Genomic DNA, 19647 nt, shown 5'->3' with positions numbered 1-19647 from the left:
CGATGGCCGGCTATGACGGTGCCGCAGCCTCTGCTTCATCGCTGTGCGAGTCCTCCAGCTCCGTGCGCTTACGAGGGTTGAGTTCGCTGACGATCGCGCCGGCGACGATGAATGCAGCGCCGAGGATCGCGATTGCCGGTAGTCGGTCGCCGGCGATTCGGCCGATGATTCCCGCCCACACGGGCTCGCCCGCGTAGATGATCGTCGCCCGCGTCGGCGAAACCGATCGCTGGGCCCAGTTCATCGTCAACTGGATGATGCAGCTCGCCGCGCCCAGGGCGAGCGCGGCCACGACCCAGACCCACGAGAATGCGGGCACTGCCTCGCCGACGACCGGCATGGTCAGCATCGCCAAGAGTCCAGCGACGAGCAGCTGCACGACGGTTACGCGGCCGATGTCGACCTTGCGGGCGAACACGCTGATCAGGATGATCTCGCCTGCGATCGGAAGTGTGCTGACCAGCGTCATGATCTCCCCCTCGCCGAACGTGAAGCCGACGCTGGTGGGATCGGCGATCAGCATCAGCCCCGTGAACGCCAGCGCGACGCCGATCCAGGTGAGAAGGCGCGGAGCCTTGCGGAACACGATCCACTGCAGCACCGGCACGAGCGGGACGTACAGCGCGGTGATGAATGCCGAGGTACTGCTGCTGATCGTCTGCAGCCCGACGGTCTGCAGGCCGTAGCCGAGGTAGATCATCACCCCGATAGCCGAACCGGCGCCGATCTCTCTCCAGCGCATGCCTGGCAGGACGCGCGCGAAGATGACGGCGCTGATCACGCCGGCCGCGAGAAACCGCATCCCGACGAAGAACCAGGGCCCGCTGTACTGCACGGCGACGTGCACGACGAGAAACGTCGAGCCCCACACCGCAGTAACCAGGACGAGGGCAAGCTCTTGCTTGGTCAGCGGCCGCTTGCGCGTCCCGATTTTTGGCACGCTTCACACCCTATGGCGCAGGAGGGGTAGGCAGATCTCGGCGTGGGTGGGCATTGCCTGCATGCGATGGGAGAGGGCCGGAGCCCCGTGCTGCAAATCTGAAAGGAATCTCGGGTCCCGAGGGGCCACAGGGGCTCGATTGCGGCCGACTCGGCCCAGAATTCCTTCCAGATTTACGCAATGGACGAGGGCCGGCGGCGAGGCCGCCACGCCGGGGATGCCGGCCAGCGCCGTATAGACGGGCAGGCCGCGCTCGCGAGCGATCGCGACATCCGGAGCCTAGCCGCGCTCGCTCGCGTTCTTCCGGCGCCGCAGACGGAACAGCTCGCCCGTGCGAACGATACGCAGGAGTGTGACGAGCAGGAGCCCGCCGGCCAGATTGAGCAGGAGCACGGGCAGGAACCAGAGGAACCATTCGAGGTACGTGATCGGGGCGCCGCTGATGATCGCGCCGAACGCGAACAGGGAGTCGAGGATGGAGTGGAACAGCTGGAAGCCCGCGAGCACGAAGCCCCCGGCCACCGCGGCCACGATCTTCGCGGGCTCGGATTCTGTTCCGGTCTGCATGCGGGTCATGAGGGTGATGACGGCTCCGCCGAGAAGCGCGAGAGCCACGAACTCGGGCGTGATCGGCGCGTCGATGAAGTGCACGGCGGTCTCGGCGAGGACCGCGTGCCAGTCGGGGAAGGCCAGCACAATGATCGCCATGATCAGCCAGCCGCCGATGAGGTTTGCCACGAGGGTGCCACCCCAGAGCTTCGCCAGTTGAAGCACGGTGCCCTCGCGCGCGACCAAGGCCGCGATCGGCATCAGGAAGTTCTCGGTGAAGAGCTCGCTGTGCGCCAGGAGAAGTGCGATCAGGCCGATGCTGAAACCGAGACCCGCGAGCAGCTGGTCACCCGTCTCGTACAGGATCCCGAGATAGACGAGAACGCCGATGCCGACCTCGACGCCGCCCAGGAAGCCGGTGACGAGGGTTGCGCGGAAGGTCCGGTGCAGCCGCTCGGCGCCCTCGCCGACGATCTCCTCGAATTCGATCTCGATCTCTTCTTCGACGGCCTCGTCATTGGCACCGTCCCGGCGGCGCTGCTCGGCCCGCTCCTCGCGCGAATCGCTCATCGTGCCATCCTCGCAGTCGCCCGTCCTACCCGGGCCGCGGGATTGATACCGTTCGGAGGTGGGCGATGTCGTGAGCATCGAGCTTCTGCTCGACGACGAGACGGAAGGCTCGGTCCGCGCAGACTGGGAGCGGCTGGCGCAGGCTGGGCACTCGAGCCTTGCCGCACACACCGCGGCCAGCAATCGTCCGCACATCACCCTGCTGGTGCGCCCGTCGCTGCCGATCGTCGACTTCGCCGAGGCCTCGGCGCTGTTGCCTGTCAGCGTGACGCTCGGGGAGCCCATCGTGTTCGCCCACGGGGATCGCGGCGTGCTGGCCTGTCCGATCGTGCTCGATGAGCCGCTCCGCGCCGTCTACAACGCGGTGCGGGCTGCGGTGCCGCCGGGCGAGGATGCGCCGCACACGGATCCGGATTCGTGGACCCCGCATGTGACGCTGGCCCGGCGCCTCCGGCTCGCGTCGCTCGATGATGCCCGCGCCCTGCTTGGCCCCGAGCGGGTGGGGAGGGCCGTCGGGCTGCGGCGGTGGGATTCGCGGACGCGGACGGTAACGACGCTCACCTGAGTGCAGATCGCACCCATGCCCCCTTCGACGGGCTCAGGGCGCGTGCGGGCTGAACGAGCGTGCAGGTGCTCAGGCAGCGTGTACGCGGCGGACGTCGAGAGTACCCGGCACCGACACGCGCTCGCCGAGGTCCGCGCCCCGCGCGAAGCGCCCCCACACGGCGCGGACCTCACGGCCGGACGCATCGATATCGGCCCACGGCGTGCCCGTCACGAGCGCGGCAGCGCGCCAGGCATCCGCGTCCCCGAACAACAAAGGCAGGTCGACGGTGTGCGCCGACCCCCAGCCGCTCTTCGGCGCCGACCAACCGATGACGTAGTGGTGCGCGCGGCCGCCTGCCCGCACGTGACGACGAGCGAACTTCCCGCTGTCCCGCGAATAGACCAGGCGCGTCACGAGCGACACGAGGGTGCGTCCGACGAGTTTGCCGAGCAGGGGAATCCGCAGAACACCCTGCAGGCTCTGCAGGCGAGGCAGGAACAGCGCGGCCTCTTCGGCCGTGTGTCCGATCAGGATGTCGATGTTCGGCGCCGCGGCATCCCAGGCGGCGTCCAGCTCGGCCTCGGCGGGCAACGGCTCCTGCCCGTACTGCGTGCCGAACGCCATGCCGCTCTTCAGGCCGAAGCGCGAGGCGGCCGTGTCGACGGCGGACTGCATCTTCAGAATGTCAGCGGCCGAGGCATCCGGAGCGACACCCGCGAGAGCCTCGCCGAACACGTCGTTCATCGCGGCCGACATCTCCGCCCGGCCCCGCGCCAATCCGAGGGGCGCACTCTGAATGATCGCGCGCGTGAAGAGCCCGGCTGCTCCGGGCGTCGCCATGAGGTGGGCGACCGCATCCCCTCCGGCGGATTGACCGAACGCCGTGACCCGGCGCGGGTCGCCACCGAAAGCCGAGATGTTGCGCTGCACCCAGGCGAACGCGGCGAGCTGATCCCGCAGACCGAGATTGGCGGGACGCCCGGGCACTCCCCCGAGAAAGCCGAAGAGCCCGAGGCGATAGGTGACGGTCACGACGATCACGTTCTGTTCTGCGACGAGCGCCGCCGGGTCCATGATCGGCAGGTCACCCGCGCCCGAAACGTATGAGCCGCCGTGGATCCAGACCATGACCGGCAGGTCGTCGCCGGGTGCCGTGCCCGCGGGCATCGTGACCGACAGGCGCTGGCAGTCCTCGTCGAGGCGGCGCTGGTCGAGTCTGCTGCCGAGCACCCTGTCCAAGAACGGCATCGCCCGCTGCGGGCACGCCGGCGACCAGTCCGTCGCGTCGAACGGCTCGCGCCAATCGGGAACGACGGATGGCGCGGCGAACCGGGAGGCGGATGCGTACGGGATGCCGGTGGCCCGCGCCACGCGCCCGTCCGTCCAGCCTCGAACCGGCCCGCAGGGCGGTGCGAACGCCACTCCGCTCGCCGGGCCGCTCGCCGGGCCGCTCGCCGGATCTCCTGTCACAGCCAGCGCTTCTTGCGGAACACGACGTAGAGCGTGATGCTCGTCGCCGCCATCAGCCCGAGGGCCATCGGGTAGCCGTAGGCCCAGTGCAGCTCGGGCATGTCGTCGAAGTTCATGCCGTAGACCGTGCCGACGAGCGTCGGTCCGAACAGGATCGCCGCCCATCCCGAGATCTTCTTGACCTGTTCGTTCTGCACGAGGGCCGTCTCGGTGTGGCGTTCGCTCACGAGAGTGGAGTTGACGGTGAGGGCGTTATCGAGCAGGGAGCGGAAGGTGGTAAGGCGATCCGTCGTCGACAGCGTGTGGTCGTGCACGTCTCGAAGCGACCGCTGCAGTTCGATGTTGACGTTGTACTTGTCGGCACCTTTGAGGAGCGCTTCGAGCATTTCGGCCAAGGGCTGGGTGGCGCGTTGGAAGCTGATGACTTCGCGCGACAGCTCATAGATGCGCTGGGACAGCGACGCACTTCCGCCGCCGAACAGCGTGTCCTCGATTTCGTCGATGTCGTTCTCGACACCGGCGACGACCGGCCGGTACTCATCGACGACCTCATCGAGAATCGCGTAGAGCACCGCCTCGGGACCGAGGGCCAGCAGATCGGGCTGCGACTCGAGTCGGTGCCGCACCCGGGCGAGGTCCGGGGACTCGGCGTGCCGGATCGTCACGACGAAGTCGGGCCCGACGAAGACGTGCAGCTCACCGAATTCCACCGTTTCGGTGACGTCCATGTAGCGGGCGGGTCGCAGCACCGTGAACAGGATGTCGCCGTAGCGCTCCAACTTGGCCCGCTGATGACCGGTCAGAGCATCCTCCACAGCGAGCGGATGAAGCGAGAACTCCTCCGCAACCTGACGGATCTCTTCGGGGGTCGGTCGGAACAGCCCGATCCACGCCATGCCCCCTCGTCCCCGCATGTACTCGAAGGTTTCGCGCAGACTGGCCGGGTTTTCGATCCGGCGGCCGGCCACATACACCGCGTTGTCGACGATAGGCATGGTCAGAGCCCCGGCAGTCCGTCGATGCTGACGGCGTTCTTCTCGGCACGGTACGCATCCATCCCGTCCGGGCCCTTCTTTTCGGCGTGCAGCCGGATGAGGTCGCGCTCTTCCCGCACCTCCATGACCGGCACGCCCCAGCCGCACGAATCGCTGACGCGCGTGACATCGACCGCGATCACGGCCCGGGTGCTCGGATTGTCGGGATGCCGTGAAACCACGTCGTCGAACCCCGCATCGCCGGGGAGCAGAACCGTTCCGGTGCCGTGCAGTCGGACGATCCGGGGTCGGCCGTCGAAGGACGTGAACATGAGGCAGATGCGGCCGTTTTCGCGGAGGTGCGCGATGGTTTCGACCCCGCTACCGGTGTAGTCGACCCATCCGACGCGGTTCGGTTCGAGCACGGAGAAGGTGTCGTGGCCACGGGGCGAGACATTGACGTGGCCGTCCTCGGCGAGGGGCGCTGTCGACACGAACCAGAGTGGCTGCGCCTCAATCCACTCCGCGAGTTTCGGATCGATCGTGTCAAAGACTTTGCCCATGGACCTCACGATATAACCGCCCGGTGAACACCCCGGGCGGCGCTCTGGCCGATCGTCGGCCGGAGTCCTAGGCTCACACGATGACCGCACCGGTGCCGTACCTGAAGTTCGATGGCCGCGCGCGTGAGGCGCTCACGTTCTACCGCGACGTCTTCGGCGGCGAACTGGAGATCCACACGTACGCCGACCTCGACAACGAGCAGGGGCAGCCGGATGCTGTGGCCCACGGCATCCTGAGCGGCCCCGTCTCGTTGTTCGCCTCGGGCGTGGCGGGTGACGAGGCGCCGTTCGCCGCGGCCGGGTTGATGTTCGCTCTCCTCGGCGCGGGCGATCCGGCGACACTCGAGGCGGGGTTCGCCGCGCTCGCCGAGGGCGGCGCTGTCACCGATGCCCTACAGGAGCGCCCGTGGGGTGCCCACGACGGGCAGGTCACTGACCAGTTCGGGGTGCCCTGGCCGATCGGCTACGAGGAGTGAGGGTCGGCCGTCGCAGCCCAGGCGGCATCGCCGCGCGCGATCCGCCCCGACGCGTGCAGTCTCGCCGCGGCGGACGAGGGTTTGCGACAGGCCTGAGCCTCGATCGCCGCAGCGAAGCCTGGCCCGAAGTCCAGCCGGGGAACGAGGGCCGACACGTCGCGACGAAGCGCCGCATCCCACTTCTCCGGATCAGCGTGGGCAAGGTCGAGGCTCGTCGCAGCCTCGAGCAGGAAACCCTCGGGGTCTTCGTCGACATCGACACTCACCCACATGTGCCGCTCGATCACCTGCATGACGCGCTCACGCCGCGGGGCCGACCACCCCGCGCCCGCAGCGAACGTCCACGCGGCCGCGCCGCCGGATGACTCGAACGGCATGGCGTGGGCGTCGAACGGGTCGGTCACGCCCAGGTCGTGCAGCATCGCCGCGACGAACAGTAACTCATCGTCGACGGATAGGCCGAGCGACTCCCCCAGCGTTGTCGCCCACAACCACGACCGCAGGCAGTGGTTGACGAGCGCCGGGCTGCACCACTCGCGGGCGACCTCGAGTGCGCGCGCGGCGGTTGCGGTCGGCGGCTCGAGCAGCCGTACCGGGTCGAACGGTGAAGACATCCCGACTCCTTCTCTCGAAGGCGACGGTAGCGCCGGGCGAACGTCCTCGCGCCTCAGAGCAGCGTATGCGTCCGGATCAGCGGGAAACGTGGCAGTTCTGAGGCTGGATCAGCGCTGGGCTGCCAGCGCGTCGGCGAGCAGGTCCGGGTGGTGGATCTCGGCGACATCCGGGTGGGCACGCAACCGAGACTTCAGCTGGTTTTCGCCGTACGAGCCGTGGATGACGTTCGAGGGATCCTGTTCGATCCCGCGCGCAGCGGCGCTGTACTCGGGCTCCATGTTCAACCGGGGCACGACGGCGTCGAGGCGCGGGTTGAAGAAGAACGGAACGGAGATGCGCTCGGAACCCTCGGCGGGTGCGATGACGCGGTGCACGGTGGCGCGCAGATAGCCGTCGGTGGCCCACTCGAGCAGTTCACCGATATTGACGATCAGGGCACCGGCCTGCGGGGGCACGTCGTGCCACTCCCCCTGGTATTCGACCTGGAGGCCGCCCGCATCCGGCTCGATCCACAGGAGTGTGAGCACTCCGGCATCCTTGTGGCGGCCAACACCCTGACGAGACTTCGCGTTCTCAGGCACTCCCGGGTATCGGGCGACTTTGATGTGAATCGATGGCTTGTCCGCGAAGATCTCGAGGAGCTGTGCGGGATCGGAGCCGAGCGCCTCGGCCCATGCCGCGAGGAGCCGTCGACCGATCTGTTCGAGGCGCTCCCGCCACTCTTCGATCACGGGGCGGAGTTCGGGAAGCGCGCTCGGCCATTGATTCGGGCCGTCGAGGCGCAGGTAGGCGGGGTCGTCGGGTCCGAGCTCAGGCGCCTCGCGACCGGGACCGATGTCGATCTGTTCGCGCCAATCGACTTTGCCCTGCGTGAGCTCGCCGCCCACCCGCGCGTAGCCGCGGAAGTACGGGGACTTGAGGTTCTCGATTTCGAGCTTCTGCTCGTCGGGCAACGCGAAGAACGCGCGGGACGTCGACAGCAGACGCGCCTGTAGGTCGTCGGGGATGCCGTGGCCCACCAGGGTGAAGAAGCCCACCTCGTGCGTCGCGCGGCGCAGTTCGTCACGGAACTGCTCGGCCGCCGCGGGCCCCTGGTCGAGCAGCGAGAGGTCGAGAACGGGAATCGGCGTGGCACTCATGCATACGACGCTAGTTCGCCGCGGATGGGCCGCGGCGAATTGTTTCAGAGAGTGACGTTCGAGTCGCACTCGCAGATATCGGATGCGTCGAACCGGGTCGTCCCGCCCCGCGCGCGTCCCGTTCACCGCTCGGCGGCGCTAGCGTCGAGGAATGGCCCTCTCATCCCGCACCTCGAACCGCGCCCCGCGACCCTCGGTCGATCTGACCGTCGTGGCGAGCACGTGGCTCACCCCGCAGCTGGTGCGTCTGACGCTCGGCGGAGCCGGATTCGCGTACTTCGAGGATCGGCCCGAGACCGACAAATACGTCAAGCTCATGTTCACCGACGCCGACTCGCTCATTGTCACCCGCACCTACACGGTGCGTCGGGTGAACCACGAGGCGCAGACGCTCGACATCGACTTCGTCGTGCACGGAGACGAAGGCCTGGCCGGTCCGTGGGCGGCTACGGCGGCGCCGGGGGCCTCGCTTCGGCTGATGGGTCCGGGCGGCGGGTACACGCCGAACCCCGAGGCATCCTGGTGTTTGTATCTGGGCGATCTCTCGGCTGTGCCGGCCATTTCCGCCGCGCTCGAGGCACTGCCCGCCGACGCCGTCGGGGTCGCCTACATCGAGGTCGATTCGGACGATACGTCCCTCGCCCTCGAAGCCCCGGCGGGTGTGGAGGTGCACTGGGTCGTCAATGCGGAGCACGCCACGGAGGCACTCGCCGACCGTGTTCGTGCCATGCCGTGGCGCCAGGGGGCGGTCGACGTCTTCGCCCACGGAGAGCGGGAATCGATGAAGGCTCTCCGTCGTGCGCTGTTCGACGATCGCGGGCTCGATCGCGGCCAGGTTTCGCTCTCGGGTTACTGGGCGCGCGGGCGTACGGAAGACCGCTTCCAAGCCGAGAAGCGCGAGCCGATCGGGCAGATCCTCTAACCGCGGGTCTGGCTCGGGTTCAGACGCCGACGCGGGCGAACGCGTCCTGGCTGATGCCCCGATCGAGCACGACCTTCGCCCACTCGCGGGCGCTGTGCAGCGAGTGATCGCGGAAGTTGCCGCACTCGATAGCCGAGACACCGGGGATGTCCGCCTCGACGGCTTCGTCGGCGATGAAGCGCAGGCTGCCGGTCAGCGCGGCCACGACATCCGGAATCTCGGGCTCGCCCCACATCAACAGGTGGAAGCCGGTGCGGCAACCGAACGGCGAGATGTCGATCACGCCGTCGATGCGGTCGCGCAGGAGCCCCGCGAGCATGTGCTCGAGCGTGTGCAGGCCCGCCGTGGGGATCTCCCCCGCGTTGGGCTGGACGAGACGCACGTCGAAATTCGTGATCGTTCCGCCGCCGGCGACCTGGGGACCGTGCTCGACGCCGATGCGGCGCACGTAGGGCGCCAGCACCGCGGTGTGGTCCAGGGTGAAGCTCTCGATCTCTGCCATCAGTTCCTCCTTGCGAACGCCGCGAGGCGCTCGATCAATTCTCGCAGCGTGTTCTCATCGTGCACGAGTCCGAGGCGGATGTGCCCGCGGCCCCGGGTGCCGAAGCCATCCCCGGGCGCGACGGCTACGCGCTCCTCGTCCCGAAGTCGTCGGGCGAAGTCGACGGCGTCCTGATCTCCGGGCAGGCGGACCCACACGAAGAACGTGCCCTCGGGCGCCGCGACATCCCATCCGATCGCGCGTAGGCCCTCGACCACGACGTTGCGGCGACGCTGGTAGAGCGCGACGAGGTCTGCGGCGGCGGACTGATCACCCTCGAGCGCGACGGCGGCGGCCTCTTGCGACGCCCCGAACATGGTGCTGAACGCATGCGACTGGTACCGCTTCATAGCGGCGATGATCGAGGCGTTGCCGGTGGCGAACCCGACGCGCCACCCGGCCATGCTGTACGTCTTCGACAGCGTCTGCACCTCGACCGTGACCTCGAACTCGCGGTCGACGGCCAGCGCAGACAGGGGCCGGGTGCCGTCGAACCCGAGCGACGAGTACGCGAAGTCGTGCACGAAGGCGGCGCCGGTGCGCTCGGCGAAGGCGAGCGCACCCTCGAAGGTTTCACGCGAGGCAAGGGCGCCCGTGGGATTGTTCGGGTAGTTCAGCACCAGAACGCTGGCCGCCGAGAGGTCTGCGAGGGCCGCGAAGTCCGGCTGGTAGCGCGGCTTCTCGAGGGGAATCGGAACGACGGATGCCCCGGCCAGGTCGGCCGCCGAGGTGTAGATCGGGTACCCGGGATCGGGCAGCACGACGTTCGTACCCGGGTCCGCGATGGCGAGCACGGCCGCCATGAAGCCCTCGTGCGATCCGTGGAAGATCGCGACCTCCGACTCGGGATCGACGACCACACCGTGATCTTCGCGGTAGCGGAGCGCGATCCCGGCGCGTATGCCGGGACGCCCGGCATACGAGGGATAGCGGTGGTTGCGGGGGTCCGCCACTTCGCGCTGCATCGCCGCGACGATGTGCTCGGGTGTCGGCTGATCCGGGTTGCCCTTCGAGACGTCGATCATCGACGGGCCGGGCTCGGCCGAGAGGCGGGCGATCTCGCGGTCCATCCCTCCCCAGAAGTTGACCGGAAGGGCTGCGACGCGGGCGGCGGGGGTGAATTCGCTCACGGGCTAACGCCTTCGGTAGCGCCGGGCCACGCCCGTGCCGATCGTTTGCAGGCCCTGCACCAGGATGATCAGGGTCACGGCGGTGATGACCATCGCGAATCCGTCGTAGCGCTGGTAGCCGTACGACAGGGCGAGGTCACCGATTCCGCCGGCACCGACGGTTCCCGCCATGGCTGTGGCATCCACGAGCCCGACGCTCGCGATGGTGAGGGCGAGGATCAGCGAGCTGCGCGCCTCGGGTAGCAGAAAGCGCCAGAAGATCTGGAACGGCGACGCGCCCATGGCGCGAGCGGCTTCGATCACACCCTGTGGCACCTCGAGCAGCGAATTCTCGACGAGTCGGCCGATGTACGGCGCGATCATGACGGTCAGTGGCACGATTGCGGCCCACACGCCGATGCTCGTGCCGACGAGCAGGCGCGTGAACGGCAGGATCGCGACGAGCAGGATGATGAACGGCAGCGAGCGGATCAGGTTGACGACGATGCCGAGGATCAGGTTGACGGGCCGGTTGGGCAACACTCCCCCGGGTCGCGTCAGCGCGAGGACCGTGCCGATCGCGATGCCGAGCACCGAGCCGAGCGCGAGCGCGACGCCCAGCATCTGCAGTGTCTCACCGAGGGCCGTCAGGAAGACCTCGGGGGTGATCAGGGTCCACTTGTCGTCGTTCATCCCACGACCTCCTCGACGTGAGTGACGCGGGCCGCCAGGAACGTGTGCGCGGCGGCGACCTGCTCGGGCGAGCCCGTGACCTTCAGGATCATCTGACCGACCGTATGGTCGCGGATCTCGGTCATGTCGGCGTGCAGCATGTTGATCGAGACGCCGATGCCCGTGATCAGGTCCGAGACGAGGGGTTGGGTGACCTGGTCGTCCACGAGCAGCAGGCGCCAGAGCCCGTCGCCGCCCAGGTGCTCGACGACGCGTTGCGGAATTCCCTGGGGAATGACGGTGGTGACGAAGTCTCGGGTGATGTCGGCCTTCGGGTGCAGGAACGTTTCCAGCACGGTGCCCTGCTCGACGACCTCGCCCCCGGCCATCACGGCGACCTCTTCGGCGAGATCCTTGATGACATCCATCTCGTGCGTGACGACGAGGATCGTCGTGCCGTACTCGCGGTTGATGCTCCGCAGCAACTCGATGATCTGTCCCGTCGTGGTCGGATCGAGGGCGCTCGTGGCCTCGTCCGACAGCAGAATCTTGGGGTTGCGCACGAGTGCTCGCGCTATTCCGACGCGCTGCTTCTGCCCGCCCGACAGCTCGCCCGCGTGGTTGTCGGCTTTGCCGCCGAGCCCCACGAACTCGAGCACCTCGTCGGCCCGGGCGCGGGCCGCGGCCTTGCCCACGCCGTCGAGGCGCAGCGGCAGGGCGACGTTGTCGCGCACCTTGACGGTCTCGAGCAGGTTGAACTGCTGGAAGATCATGCCCGTGCGCTTCTGGGCCGTCCGCAGACGCGACCCCTGCAGCGATCCGATGTCGACCCCGTCGACGACGACGCGTCCGGACGTCGGATGCTCGAGGCCATTCACCAGCCGGATCAGCGTCGACTTGCCGGCGCCGCTGTACCCGATCACCCCGTAGATCGTGCCGGGTGCGATCTCGAGAGAAACGCCGCGAAGGGCCGCGGTATCCGCGGCCCTTCCGGTGAACGTCTTCGAGACATCCTCGAAGACGATCCTTCCCTCCGCGGGAGCGCTCAACTGAACCAGGCCGGCAGGTTGTATCCGTCGTACTGCGGGTTCGATTCGATGTATTCGATGAACTCGGGCGACTCGTACGCGGCCTTGATCGCGAGAGCCCAGTCCGACTGGAGGTCGTCCGCACGCACGGTCACGACGTTCGAGAACTCGATCGGCTGGTCTTCGAGCGCCAGGGCGTCGTCGTAGTCCAGGCCGCCGGCCACGATGAAGTTGCCCTGGATCGTGGCGTAGTCGACGTCCTGCAGAGCCGGAACCTGCTGCGCGTTCTCGATTGCGGTGATCTGGATGTTCTTCGGGTTCGACGTGATGATCGACAGGGTCGCCTCGTTCGGGTCGTCGACGTCCTCGAAGTCGATCCATCCGATGTCGCGCAGGATCAGCAGGCCGCGATAGAGGTTCGCGGGCGAGTTCGGCACCGTCACGGTCGCGCCATCCTCAACATCGTCGATCGACGTCGACTTGCCGCCGAAGAGTGCCATGCGGGGCGTCGGGATCTGCACGAGCGCGGCGTTGTCGATGCCCTCCTGGGCGTTCACGAAGTCCATGTACACCGGGTGCTGCATGATGTTCGCGTCGATCTCGCCCGACGAGACGGCGACATTCACGACGATGCCGTCGGTGAAGTCCACGGACTCGACGCTGTAGCCCTCGTCCTCGAGGATCGGCAGGATGCCCTCTTCGAACATCTGCTGGTACGGGCCGGGGTTGAAGCCGATCTTGATGTCGGTCTTGTCGGCGGCGGGTGCACCGGACTCGGACGTCGTCGCTCCCCCGCTGCACGCGGCGGTCGTCAGGACCAGTGCCGCGGTGGCGGCGCCGAGCAGGGCGGTACGGATGAGCTTCATGGTCGTCCTTTGCTGTGTGGGTTCGCGGTGCCTCGATCCCAGGCTTGCTGGGACACCGGCGCGCTGAAACCGTAACCGGCCGAGCACTTCGCGAGGGATTCGGGTCGTCACACTCGGCAATACAACGCTCACGTGGTCCTCGATAGCCTCGGTTCATGGACGCGCGCTTCCGCTTCTCGGACGATCCCGACGACATCGACCGCGAGCTTGTACACCGCTGGCTGAGCCAGCACGCCTACTGGGCTCTGGGGCGTGCGCGCGATGTTCAGGAGGCCGCCATCGATGCATCCCGCAACTTCGCGGTGATCGATACCGTGACGGGAGCCCAGGTCGCCTATGCGCGGGTCGTGACTGACGGCGTCACGTTCGCGTGGCTGTGCGACGTGTTCGTCGATCCGGAGGTGCGTGGTGAAGGCGTCGGCGTCGGACTGATCGAGGGCGTCGTTGCGGCCTGGGAACCCCTGGGACTGCGTCGCATTCTGCTCGCGACGGCCGACGCGCACGGCCTGTACGAGAAGTTCGGGTTCGCCGCGCTCGTCCAACCCGAGCGATGGATGGCGCGGCTGCAGAGCTGACGGTCAGACGACCGAGCGGACGGTCATGCGGGTAGTCGCGAGAACGCTGCCGCGCGGTCGACCTGGTCACGGCTCGGGATGACGCCCGTGTATCGCTCGAACTGCCGGGCAGCCTGCAGGGCGACGACCTCGGCGCCCGAGATGACCGCGAGATCCCGCTGGCGTGCCGCGCGGATCAGCGGCGTTTCGGACGGGAACGCCACGACATCGAAGACGGCGGTGGCCGCGGCGATGTGGTCTTCCGAGAAGGACAGGGCTGAGGCATCCGCTCCGTCCATGCCGAGTGGAGTGACGTTGACCAGGAGCGCGTACCCGGGCGCGGGATCCGTCGCGACCCAGCGGTACCCGTATTTGTCGGCGAGCGCGCGCCCGGCGACCTCGTTGCGTGCGAGCACCGTCAGGTCATCGAAGCCACCGCCCCGGAACGCCGCGACGACGGCCTTGGCCATGCCGCCCGATCCGCGCACGAGCACCGACTGTGCCCGGTCGACGGCGTGCTCGGAAAGGAGGGCTTCGACGGCTTCGTAGTCGGTATTCGAGGCGGTGAGCGTGCCCCCGTCGTTCACGATCGTGTTGACCGATTCGATCGCTTCGGCAGAGGGTTCCATCGCGTCGACGAGCGGGATCACGGCCTCCTTGAACGGCATCGACACCGAGCAGCCGCGGATGCCGAGGGCCCGCACTCCCCCGATCGCACCGACGATGTCGTCGGTCGTGAAGGCCTTGTAGACGAAGTTCAGTCCGAGCTCGTCGTAGAGGAAGTTATGAAAGCGGGTACCGAGGTTGGACGGACGGGCGGCCAGAGAAATGCACAGCGTCATGTCTTTGTTGAGGATCGGCATGGGTTCATTCTGGCCCCAGGGACAGGCGCCGCCCGACGATCTAGACTGGGAGTATCCCCGCTTCGAAACCAGGTTCCACCGTGTCCATCGTCACTCCCGCACCATCGGCAGCCGCGCCGCGCTTCGCGCTGCGGCACGTGCAGCTCTCGCGCGCCGGAATCGCCGCCATCGCCGCGATCATGGTCACGTTTTCACCTGACCACTCCGCGGCCGTCGGGCTCTCGGTCTTCAGCGGGTTCGCCATCGTCACGGGTCTGATCGAGCTGGTGTCGGCCTGGCTGACCTATCCGGCTGGGCGCCGCGCCGTGCCTCTCACGCTCGGTGCGCTTTCGGCCGTCGCGGGGATGCTCGCCGGGATCCTGGTCTGGCGCTCCACGACCTTCTTCTTCGCTCTGGTGATCTCGTGGGCGCTCGTCACGGGGTTGATCGAGGCGATCGGGGCACTACGCGAGCGCCGCTCCCCCGCTCTCCGGGCCGAGGCGCGCGATTCGCTCGTCACTGGCGCCGTCACGGTGCTGCTCGGTCTCGGGCTGCTGCTGGTGCCCGCGCAGTACGTTCTGACCTACAGCATCGAAAACCCGACCACTCAGGCGAACGACGAGTTCACCCTGACCGGGATCATCATTGCGGTCGGGATCTTCGGTGCCTACGCGGCGATCGTCGCGGTGTTCCTCGGAATCGCGGGCTTCTCGCCCCGTCGGGATGGCATCGACGGTCGATCCCTTGAAGGTTCATCCCTTGACGCGGATGTCGCGGGCACAGCTGAGCCGGCTGTCCGCACTGCGCCGACCCGGCGCGAGGAGGAGACGGCATGACCGATCGACCCACCCGCCGCGAGCTCATGCGACCGGTACAGCTGCTCGGCGTCGCGTTCGTCTGCGCGGTTTTCGCCGCGGTTGTGACCTTCGTATCGACCGGCGGGTTCCAGGCCGAGGTGGGCCTTCTCGCCCTGCCGCTCACCGCCGTCATCCTCGGTATCACGTTCATCGTCGTGTTGCTGGGGCTCTCGCTTCTGCTGCTCGCGGTCGATCCCGCGCAGGTGCAGAAGCCGATCGATCGCGCCGTGCTTCTGGACGACGAGCCCGGCGAGAACGACCCGCGCTGATCAGACCTCGCGGTCGATGAGCTCCGCGGCCAAGCCCGTATACGTCGCCGGCGTGAGGGCGAGCAGCCGGGTGCGGGCGTCTTCGCCGATGTCGAGCCCGCGGACGAACTCGGCCAGGTCTGCCGCGTTCACGCGACGGCCCCGGGTCAGCTCCTTCAGCAACGCGTAGGGGTCAGAGATCGTCGAACGACCCGAGACGACCTCGGCCCGCACGACCGTCTGAATCGCCTCGCCGAGCACCTCCCAGTTGGCGTCGAGGTCGGCCGAAAGCAGGTTCTGCGCGAGCGCGATCTCGTCGAGACCGCGGCGCAGGTTGTCGAGCGCGAGAAGCGAGTGGCCGAACGCGACGCCGATGTTGCGTTGCGTCGAAGAATCCGTGAGGTCGCGCTGCAGGCGGCTCGTCACGAGCGTCTGCGACAGTGAGGCGAACAGCGCGCCCGCGATCTCGAGGTTCGCCTCGGCGTTCTCGAAGCGGATCGGGTTGATCTTGTGCGGCATGGTCGATGACCCCGTGGCGCCCGCGATCGGGATCTGCGTGAAGTATCCGAGCGAGATGTACGTCCAGACATCCGTCGCCAGATTGTGCAGGATGCCTCCGGCGTGACGGGCTCGGTCGTACAGCTCGACCTGCCAGTCGTGCGACTCGATCTGGGTGGTCAACGGGTTGAAGCCGATGCCCAGCGATTCGACGAACTCGCGCGCTACGAGCGGCCAGTCCACATCGGGTCCGGCGGCGAGGTGCGCGGCCCACGTGCCGGTCGCGCCCGAGAACTTTCCGAGGTACTCGGAAGCCTGAATCGCCCGTTCGACCCGCGCCAGGCGAGCCGCGAACACGGCGATCTCTTTGCCCATCGTCGTGGGCGTCGCGGGCTGTCCGTGCGTGCGCGAAAGCATGGGCGCCTCGCGGTGCTCGACCGCCAGCTCATCGAGGCGCTCGCGCACCGCGGAGAGGGCCGGCAACCAGACGCGCTCGACGGCGCGCTGCACCGTGAGGGCATAGGCGAGCGAGTTGACGTCTTCGCTCGTGGCGGCGAAGTGCGTGAGCTCGGCGATGCGGTCGAGCCCGAGTGCGGCCAGGCGGTCGCGAACGAGGTACTCGACGGCCTTCACATCGTGGCGCGTGATCGCTTCGCGTTCGGCGAGCCAAGCGATCTCATCCGCACCGAACGAGCGGTAGAGCTCGCGCAGCGCGTCGCGCTCGGAGGCCGCCAGCGGCGATGTTCCGAACAGGGACCGGTCGGTGAGAGCCAGCAGCCATTCGACCTCGACCTCGACCCGTGCGCGGTTCAGCCCTGCCTCGGAGAGGTACTCCGCGAGGGGTGCGACGACGCCGCGGTACCGGCCGTCGAGGGGGCTCAGGGGCTGAGGGGGAAGGGACGTCACGAGGATGCTCCGAACGGGAAGGCGGCGGTGCGCGATCCCGGGCGGAGGGCGGGTTCGAGCTGGCGGAAGAGCGACCGGGTCGCCTCCTCGATCATACCGAGCACGTCGTCGAACATTTCGGTGGCCGCGTAGTACGGGTCCGGAACATCCAGCGTCGTCGGGCTGGGGAGGAATCCCAGCAGCAGGGCGACCTTGTCGGCATCCTCTTCCGTGCGGGCCCACCCCCGCAGGATGCGCTCGTGGCTCCGGTCGAGTGCCACCACGAGGTCGTTGACGTCGAACGTGTCGGCCGTGAACTGTCGGGCGCGGTGGCGGCTGCCGTCGTATCCGCGGCGCTGCAGGGCAGCGAGCGTGCGCTCGTCGCCCCGCTCGCCCACATGCCAGTCGCCCGTGCCCGCGCTGCTCGAGGCGACGCGCGCGCCGTGCCCCGAGGCATCCGCGAGCTGCCGAAAGACGACCTCGGCCATCGGAGAGCGGCAGATGTTTCCCGTGCAGACGAACACGACGCGGAAGGGCGCTGAGGCGTCCAGGTTCCGCGTCACCCGCCCATTCTGCCCGCCCGGCTGTCTCCGCGCACTGTTCGCATCTCCTCCCCAGGCGAGGAGGGTGCCCAGAATCCCCCATTCGGGTGCGATAGACGGGGGCGGGGGCCCGGCCCGGCCACGCTGAACGGGTGCCCGCCGCCGTCTTCTCCCGCTCCCCGCCGCCCGATCGCGAGTACGACGCGTCCGATGCGTGGCTCGCCGATCTCGCGACGGCGGCGCTCACGCTCGTCCGGGCCGTCGCGGTGGAGTCGGAATCGGTCGCTGCCGCCCTGCTCGCACTCGAGGGGCGGGTGTCGTGGGAGGGTCCGGCCGCCCGAGACTTCCGGCGGCGCGCCGGTGCCCTCTCCGCCGACGGGTTGGCCAGCGCGGCGGCGCTGGACGCGCTCGTCGCTGACATTCGGGCGCTACGCAGTCGAGTGTGGACGCTGACGCAGGAGGCGCCCCATGGCTGATGAACTCGACATCCGCTCGAGCGGTTCCGCCGCGATCGACACGTCTAGTTTGCGGAGCGCCGCCGACGCCGGGCGCGCACTGGCCAACCGGCTGCGCTGCATGCACGCACCGCTCGATCTCGCCGCGGGATTCATCGCGTCGGTGCCGGGCCTGCGTGCGGCTCGCGAGGTACAGCACGAGCTGGCTCGCGAGGCGCGACGAGTCGAAGGGCTGGCCGAGGACTCCGAGCGGCTCGCTATCGCCCTCGACCAGGCGGCCGACCTGTACGAGCTCGTGGAGGTGCATGCCGCGTGGCAGCTCTCGCAGCACGGCGAAGCCGAGCACACGGCACTCGAAGCCCGCGCGGGGGTGCTGGGCGCGCGGCTGTGGGGTGTCTCGGGGTCGGATGCCGCGTTCGGCATGCTCGTGCGAACGGGTGCCTTCAGGGGCGGCGACGGCGGAGCAGCGCTCCGGATGCAGGCCGCCCTGGGCGCGGGTCTGGTCGGCGGATGGTGGGCGGCGCCGTTCGGGTTCGCGCTCGTCGCCGGTGTGCAGGTCGGCGCGGCGCGCGCCAGCGAGGTCCGTGCAAATGCCGGTCGGGTGCCCGCCGCATCCGCTCCCCCGCCGACTGCCGAGCGCGCGGGGGTCACCGTCACTCCCCTGCGCCGCATGGATGCCGCGCCCGTCGCGGGATTCGCCGACGCCGGGAAGCGCCTCTCGGGTCCGGAGGGCGCGCGTATCCGGGTCGAGCGCTACTCGATGCCGAGCGGCGGCCGCGAGTGGGTCGTATACGTCACGGGCACCCAGAGCGTTGCGCTCGATGGACCCGAGCCGTTCGACATGCAATCGAACCTGGGGCTGTACTCCGGTCAGGATGCCGCGGCCAGTGCGGCCGTTCGCGCCGCGTTGGCCGATGCCGGGGTAGGCCCTGGAGAGCCGGTGCACGCGGTTGCCCACTCGCAGGGTGCGATGGCGGCCGAACTCCTCGCGCGTCAGGGTGAGTATGACGTCCGCACGCTCGTGACCTTCGGCGCCCCGACGACGGACCCCCTCCCTGCGGACGTGATGGCCGTCACGATCCGCCACACCGACGATCCCGTGGTCGCGCTTGCCGGCTCGATTCCCGCCGCGGAGCGCGGCGCGCAGGGCGGCTTCGTTGCCGAGCGCGTGGCGGACCCGCTCCCGGGCTTGCGCGACATCACGATGCCCGCGCACGCTCTCAGCGCATACGTCGAAACGGGCGCATTACTGGACGCGTCCGCTGATCCGCGCGCGCGCTCGATCGACGAGCTGTGGGATCGACTGGGAACGGCGGATTCCGTGCAGGCGACCGAGTACGGCGCGCGACGCGTCAGTCGCGACGACGCTGGCGCTGGGGCCGCAGGATGACGCCGAAGATGCCATTGATCACGGCGATGATCAGGGCAGCCAGAACGCCCCACCAGAAGTCACCGACGGTCAGGCCGAACCCGAACCACGACGTGACCCAGGCCGTCAGCCATAGCAGGAATCCGTTGATGATCAGGGAAATAAGGCCGAGCGTCAGGATGTAGAGCGGGAAAGCGATGATCTTGACCACCGTGCCGATCACGGTGTTCACGACCGCGAAGATTGCGGCGACCAGCAACAGCGTCAGCACGAGCTGGAGCGTCTCCCCTGGAGCAAAGGGGGTGACCCCTACCTGCAGATCGGGAATCAGCGTCACGACCCAGATCGCGAACGCATTGATGACGACACGGACGATGAATCGCATGTCCCCGAGTCTCCCACGGCGGGCATCCGCG

At 68.3% G+C, this 19647-nt stretch carries 24 protein-coding genes; 8 read left to right on the top strand and 16 right to left on the bottom strand.

The window, feature by feature from the left end; all coding sequences use genetic code 11:
* Positions 1–10: 10 nt before the first annotated feature.
* Positions 11–940, bottom strand: coding sequence for a DMT family transporter (locus ACXZ1E_RS08310; RefSeq protein ID WP_458040095.1), 930 nt, complete (start codon positions 938–940; stop codon positions 11–13).
* Positions 941–1219: 279 nt separating this feature from the next.
* A complete protein-coding gene (locus tag ACXZ1E_RS08305; protein ID WP_458040094.1) occupies positions 1220–2059 on the bottom strand; it encodes a formate/nitrite transporter family protein in 840 nt (279 codons plus the stop codon).
* 58 nt (positions 2060–2117) lie between these two features.
* Here ACXZ1E_RS08305 and ACXZ1E_RS08300 point away from each other — a divergent pair, with 58 nt between their 5' ends.
* Positions 2118–2624 carry a 2'-5' RNA ligase family protein gene (locus ACXZ1E_RS08300; protein ID WP_458040093.1) on the top strand — a complete coding sequence of 169 codons (507 nt, stop codon included), beginning with the start codon at positions 2118–2120 and terminating at the stop codon, positions 2622–2624.
* 69 nt (positions 2625–2693) lie between these two features.
* Here the strand turns inward: ACXZ1E_RS08300 and ACXZ1E_RS08295 are convergent, their stop codons facing one another.
* From ACXZ1E_RS08295 to ACXZ1E_RS08285, 3 genes are read right to left on the bottom strand one after another with little or no spacing between them, the layout of a single operon-like run.
* A complete protein-coding gene (locus tag ACXZ1E_RS08295; protein WP_458042902.1) occupies positions 2694–4028 on the bottom strand; it encodes a carboxylesterase family protein in 1335 nt (444 codons plus the stop codon).
* Positions 4029–4072: 44 nt separating this feature from the next.
* On the bottom strand, positions 4073–5071 hold the full coding sequence (gene corA, locus ACXZ1E_RS08290) for a magnesium/cobalt transporter CorA (RefSeq protein WP_458040092.1): 999 nt from the start codon (positions 5069–5071) through the stop codon (positions 4073–4075).
* 2 nt (positions 5072–5073) lie between these two features.
* Positions 5074–5613 (bottom strand): pyridoxamine 5'-phosphate oxidase family protein, encoded by a 540-nt coding sequence (locus ACXZ1E_RS08285; RefSeq protein WP_458040091.1) that lies wholly within the window; start codon positions 5611–5613, stop codon positions 5074–5076.
* Positions 5614–5693: 80 nt separating this feature from the next.
* Between ACXZ1E_RS08285 and ACXZ1E_RS08280 the strand changes: the two genes are divergently transcribed.
* A complete protein-coding gene (locus tag ACXZ1E_RS08280) occupies positions 5694–6089 on the top strand; it encodes a VOC family protein (protein ID WP_458040090.1) in 396 nt (131 codons plus the stop codon).
* Here ACXZ1E_RS08280 and ACXZ1E_RS08275 read toward each other — a convergent pair.
* Positions 6077–6703, bottom strand: coding sequence for an HD domain-containing protein (locus tag ACXZ1E_RS08275; RefSeq protein WP_458040089.1), 627 nt, complete (start codon positions 6701–6703; stop codon positions 6077–6079). The genes ACXZ1E_RS08280 and ACXZ1E_RS08275 overlap by 13 nt on opposite strands.
* A 108-nt stretch (positions 6704–6811) precedes the next feature.
* Positions 6812–7843, bottom strand: coding sequence for an isopenicillin N synthase family dioxygenase (locus ACXZ1E_RS08270; RefSeq protein ID WP_458040088.1), 1032 nt, complete (start codon positions 7841–7843; stop codon positions 6812–6814).
* Between the two features lie 151 nt (positions 7844–7994).
* On the opposite strand from ACXZ1E_RS08270, the gene ACXZ1E_RS08265 reads away from it, so the two are divergent.
* Positions 7995–8765, top strand: coding sequence for a siderophore-interacting protein (locus ACXZ1E_RS08265; RefSeq protein WP_458040087.1), 771 nt, complete (start codon positions 7995–7997; stop codon positions 8763–8765).
* Positions 8766–8784: 19 nt separating this feature from the next.
* Here ACXZ1E_RS08265 and ACXZ1E_RS08260 read toward each other — a convergent pair whose 3' ends face one another.
* Genes ACXZ1E_RS08260 through ACXZ1E_RS08240 form a run of 5 tightly spaced genes read right to left on the bottom strand, consistent with a single transcriptional unit; the run spans position 8785 to position 12981 of the window.
* Entirely contained in the window at positions 8785–9267 is a 483-nt protein-coding gene (locus ACXZ1E_RS08260; RefSeq protein WP_458040086.1) for an S-ribosylhomocysteine lyase, read from the bottom strand.
* Positions 9267–10436: an aminotransferase class I/II-fold pyridoxal phosphate-dependent enzyme gene (locus tag ACXZ1E_RS08255; RefSeq protein ID WP_458040085.1), complete on the bottom strand. Its 1170-nt coding sequence runs from the start codon at positions 10434–10436 to the stop codon at positions 9267–9269. The genes ACXZ1E_RS08260 and ACXZ1E_RS08255 overlap by 1 nt, the downstream gene beginning before the upstream one ends.
* A 3-nt stretch (positions 10437–10439) precedes the next feature.
* Entirely contained in the window at positions 10440–11108 is a 669-nt protein-coding gene (locus ACXZ1E_RS08250; protein ID WP_458040084.1) for a methionine ABC transporter permease, read from the bottom strand.
* The gene (locus ACXZ1E_RS08245; protein ID WP_458040083.1) at positions 11105–12136 is read right to left on the bottom strand and encodes a methionine ABC transporter ATP-binding protein; all 1032 of its coding nucleotides are present in this window, start codon (positions 12134–12136) and stop codon (positions 11105–11107) included. Before ACXZ1E_RS08245 ends, ACXZ1E_RS08250 begins: the two co-directional genes overlap by 4 nt.
* A complete protein-coding gene (locus ACXZ1E_RS08240; protein ID WP_458040082.1) occupies positions 12133–12981 on the bottom strand; it encodes a MetQ/NlpA family ABC transporter substrate-binding protein in 849 nt (282 codons plus the stop codon). The genes ACXZ1E_RS08245 and ACXZ1E_RS08240 overlap by 4 nt, the downstream gene beginning before the upstream one ends.
* 155 nt (positions 12982–13136) lie before the next feature.
* Here ACXZ1E_RS08240 and ACXZ1E_RS08235 point away from each other — a divergent pair, with 155 nt between their 5' ends.
* On the top strand, positions 13137–13556 hold the full coding sequence (locus ACXZ1E_RS08235) for a GNAT family N-acetyltransferase (protein ID WP_458040081.1): 420 nt from the start codon (positions 13137–13139) through the stop codon (positions 13554–13556).
* A gap of 23 nt (positions 13557–13579) precedes the next feature.
* Here ACXZ1E_RS08235 and ACXZ1E_RS08230 read toward each other — a convergent pair whose 3' ends face one another.
* Positions 13580–14398 (bottom strand): shikimate 5-dehydrogenase, encoded by an 819-nt coding sequence (locus ACXZ1E_RS08230; protein ID WP_458040080.1) that lies wholly within the window; start codon positions 14396–14398, stop codon positions 13580–13582.
* An 80-nt stretch (positions 14399–14478) separates the two neighbouring features.
* Between ACXZ1E_RS08230 and ACXZ1E_RS08225 the strand changes: the two genes are divergently transcribed.
* Positions 14479–15213, top strand: a complete 735-nt coding sequence (locus ACXZ1E_RS08225) for an acyl-CoA synthetase (protein ID WP_458040079.1) — start codon at positions 14479–14481, stop codon at positions 15211–15213.
* Positions 15210–15503 (top strand): amino acid transporter, encoded by a 294-nt coding sequence (locus ACXZ1E_RS08220; RefSeq protein ID WP_458040078.1) that lies wholly within the window; start codon positions 15210–15212, stop codon positions 15501–15503. The genes ACXZ1E_RS08225 and ACXZ1E_RS08220 overlap by 4 nt, the downstream gene beginning before the upstream one ends.
* Here the strand turns inward: ACXZ1E_RS08220 and purB are convergent, their stop codons facing one another.
* Both purB and ACXZ1E_RS08210 read right to left on the bottom strand, forming a co-directional pair.
* Positions 15504–16886, bottom strand: a complete 1383-nt coding sequence (purB, locus tag ACXZ1E_RS08215) for an adenylosuccinate lyase (protein WP_458040077.1) — start codon at positions 16884–16886, stop codon at positions 15504–15506.
* The gene (locus ACXZ1E_RS08210) at positions 16883–17428 is read right to left on the bottom strand and encodes a low molecular weight protein-tyrosine-phosphatase (RefSeq protein WP_458351923.1); all 546 of its coding nucleotides are present in this window, start codon (positions 17426–17428) and stop codon (positions 16883–16885) included. The genes purB and ACXZ1E_RS08210 overlap by 4 nt, the downstream gene beginning before the upstream one ends.
* A 131-nt stretch (positions 17429–17559) precedes the next feature.
* Between ACXZ1E_RS08210 and ACXZ1E_RS08205 the strand changes: the two genes are divergently transcribed.
* Positions 17560–17883 (top strand): hypothetical protein, encoded by a 324-nt coding sequence (locus ACXZ1E_RS08205; RefSeq protein ID WP_458040076.1) that lies wholly within the window; start codon positions 17560–17562, stop codon positions 17881–17883.
* Complete coding sequence (locus tag ACXZ1E_RS08200; RefSeq protein ID WP_458040075.1) at positions 17876–19252, top strand: hypothetical protein; 1377 nt, start codon at positions 17876–17878, stop codon at positions 19250–19252. Before ACXZ1E_RS08205 ends, ACXZ1E_RS08200 begins: the two co-directional genes overlap by 8 nt.
* On the opposite strand, the gene ACXZ1E_RS08195 is transcribed toward ACXZ1E_RS08200, so the two are convergent.
* The gene (locus ACXZ1E_RS08195) at positions 19215–19616 is read right to left on the bottom strand and encodes a phage holin family protein (protein ID WP_458040074.1); all 402 of its coding nucleotides are present in this window, start codon (positions 19614–19616) and stop codon (positions 19215–19217) included. The two genes, ACXZ1E_RS08200 and ACXZ1E_RS08195, sit on opposite strands and share 38 nt — an antisense overlap.
* Between the last annotated feature and the right edge of the window lie 31 nt (positions 19617–19647).

This window comes from Pacificispira sp. HM-600 (genome assembly GCF_977993705.1).
This window is presented reverse-complemented; position numbering and strand designations above follow the sequence as displayed.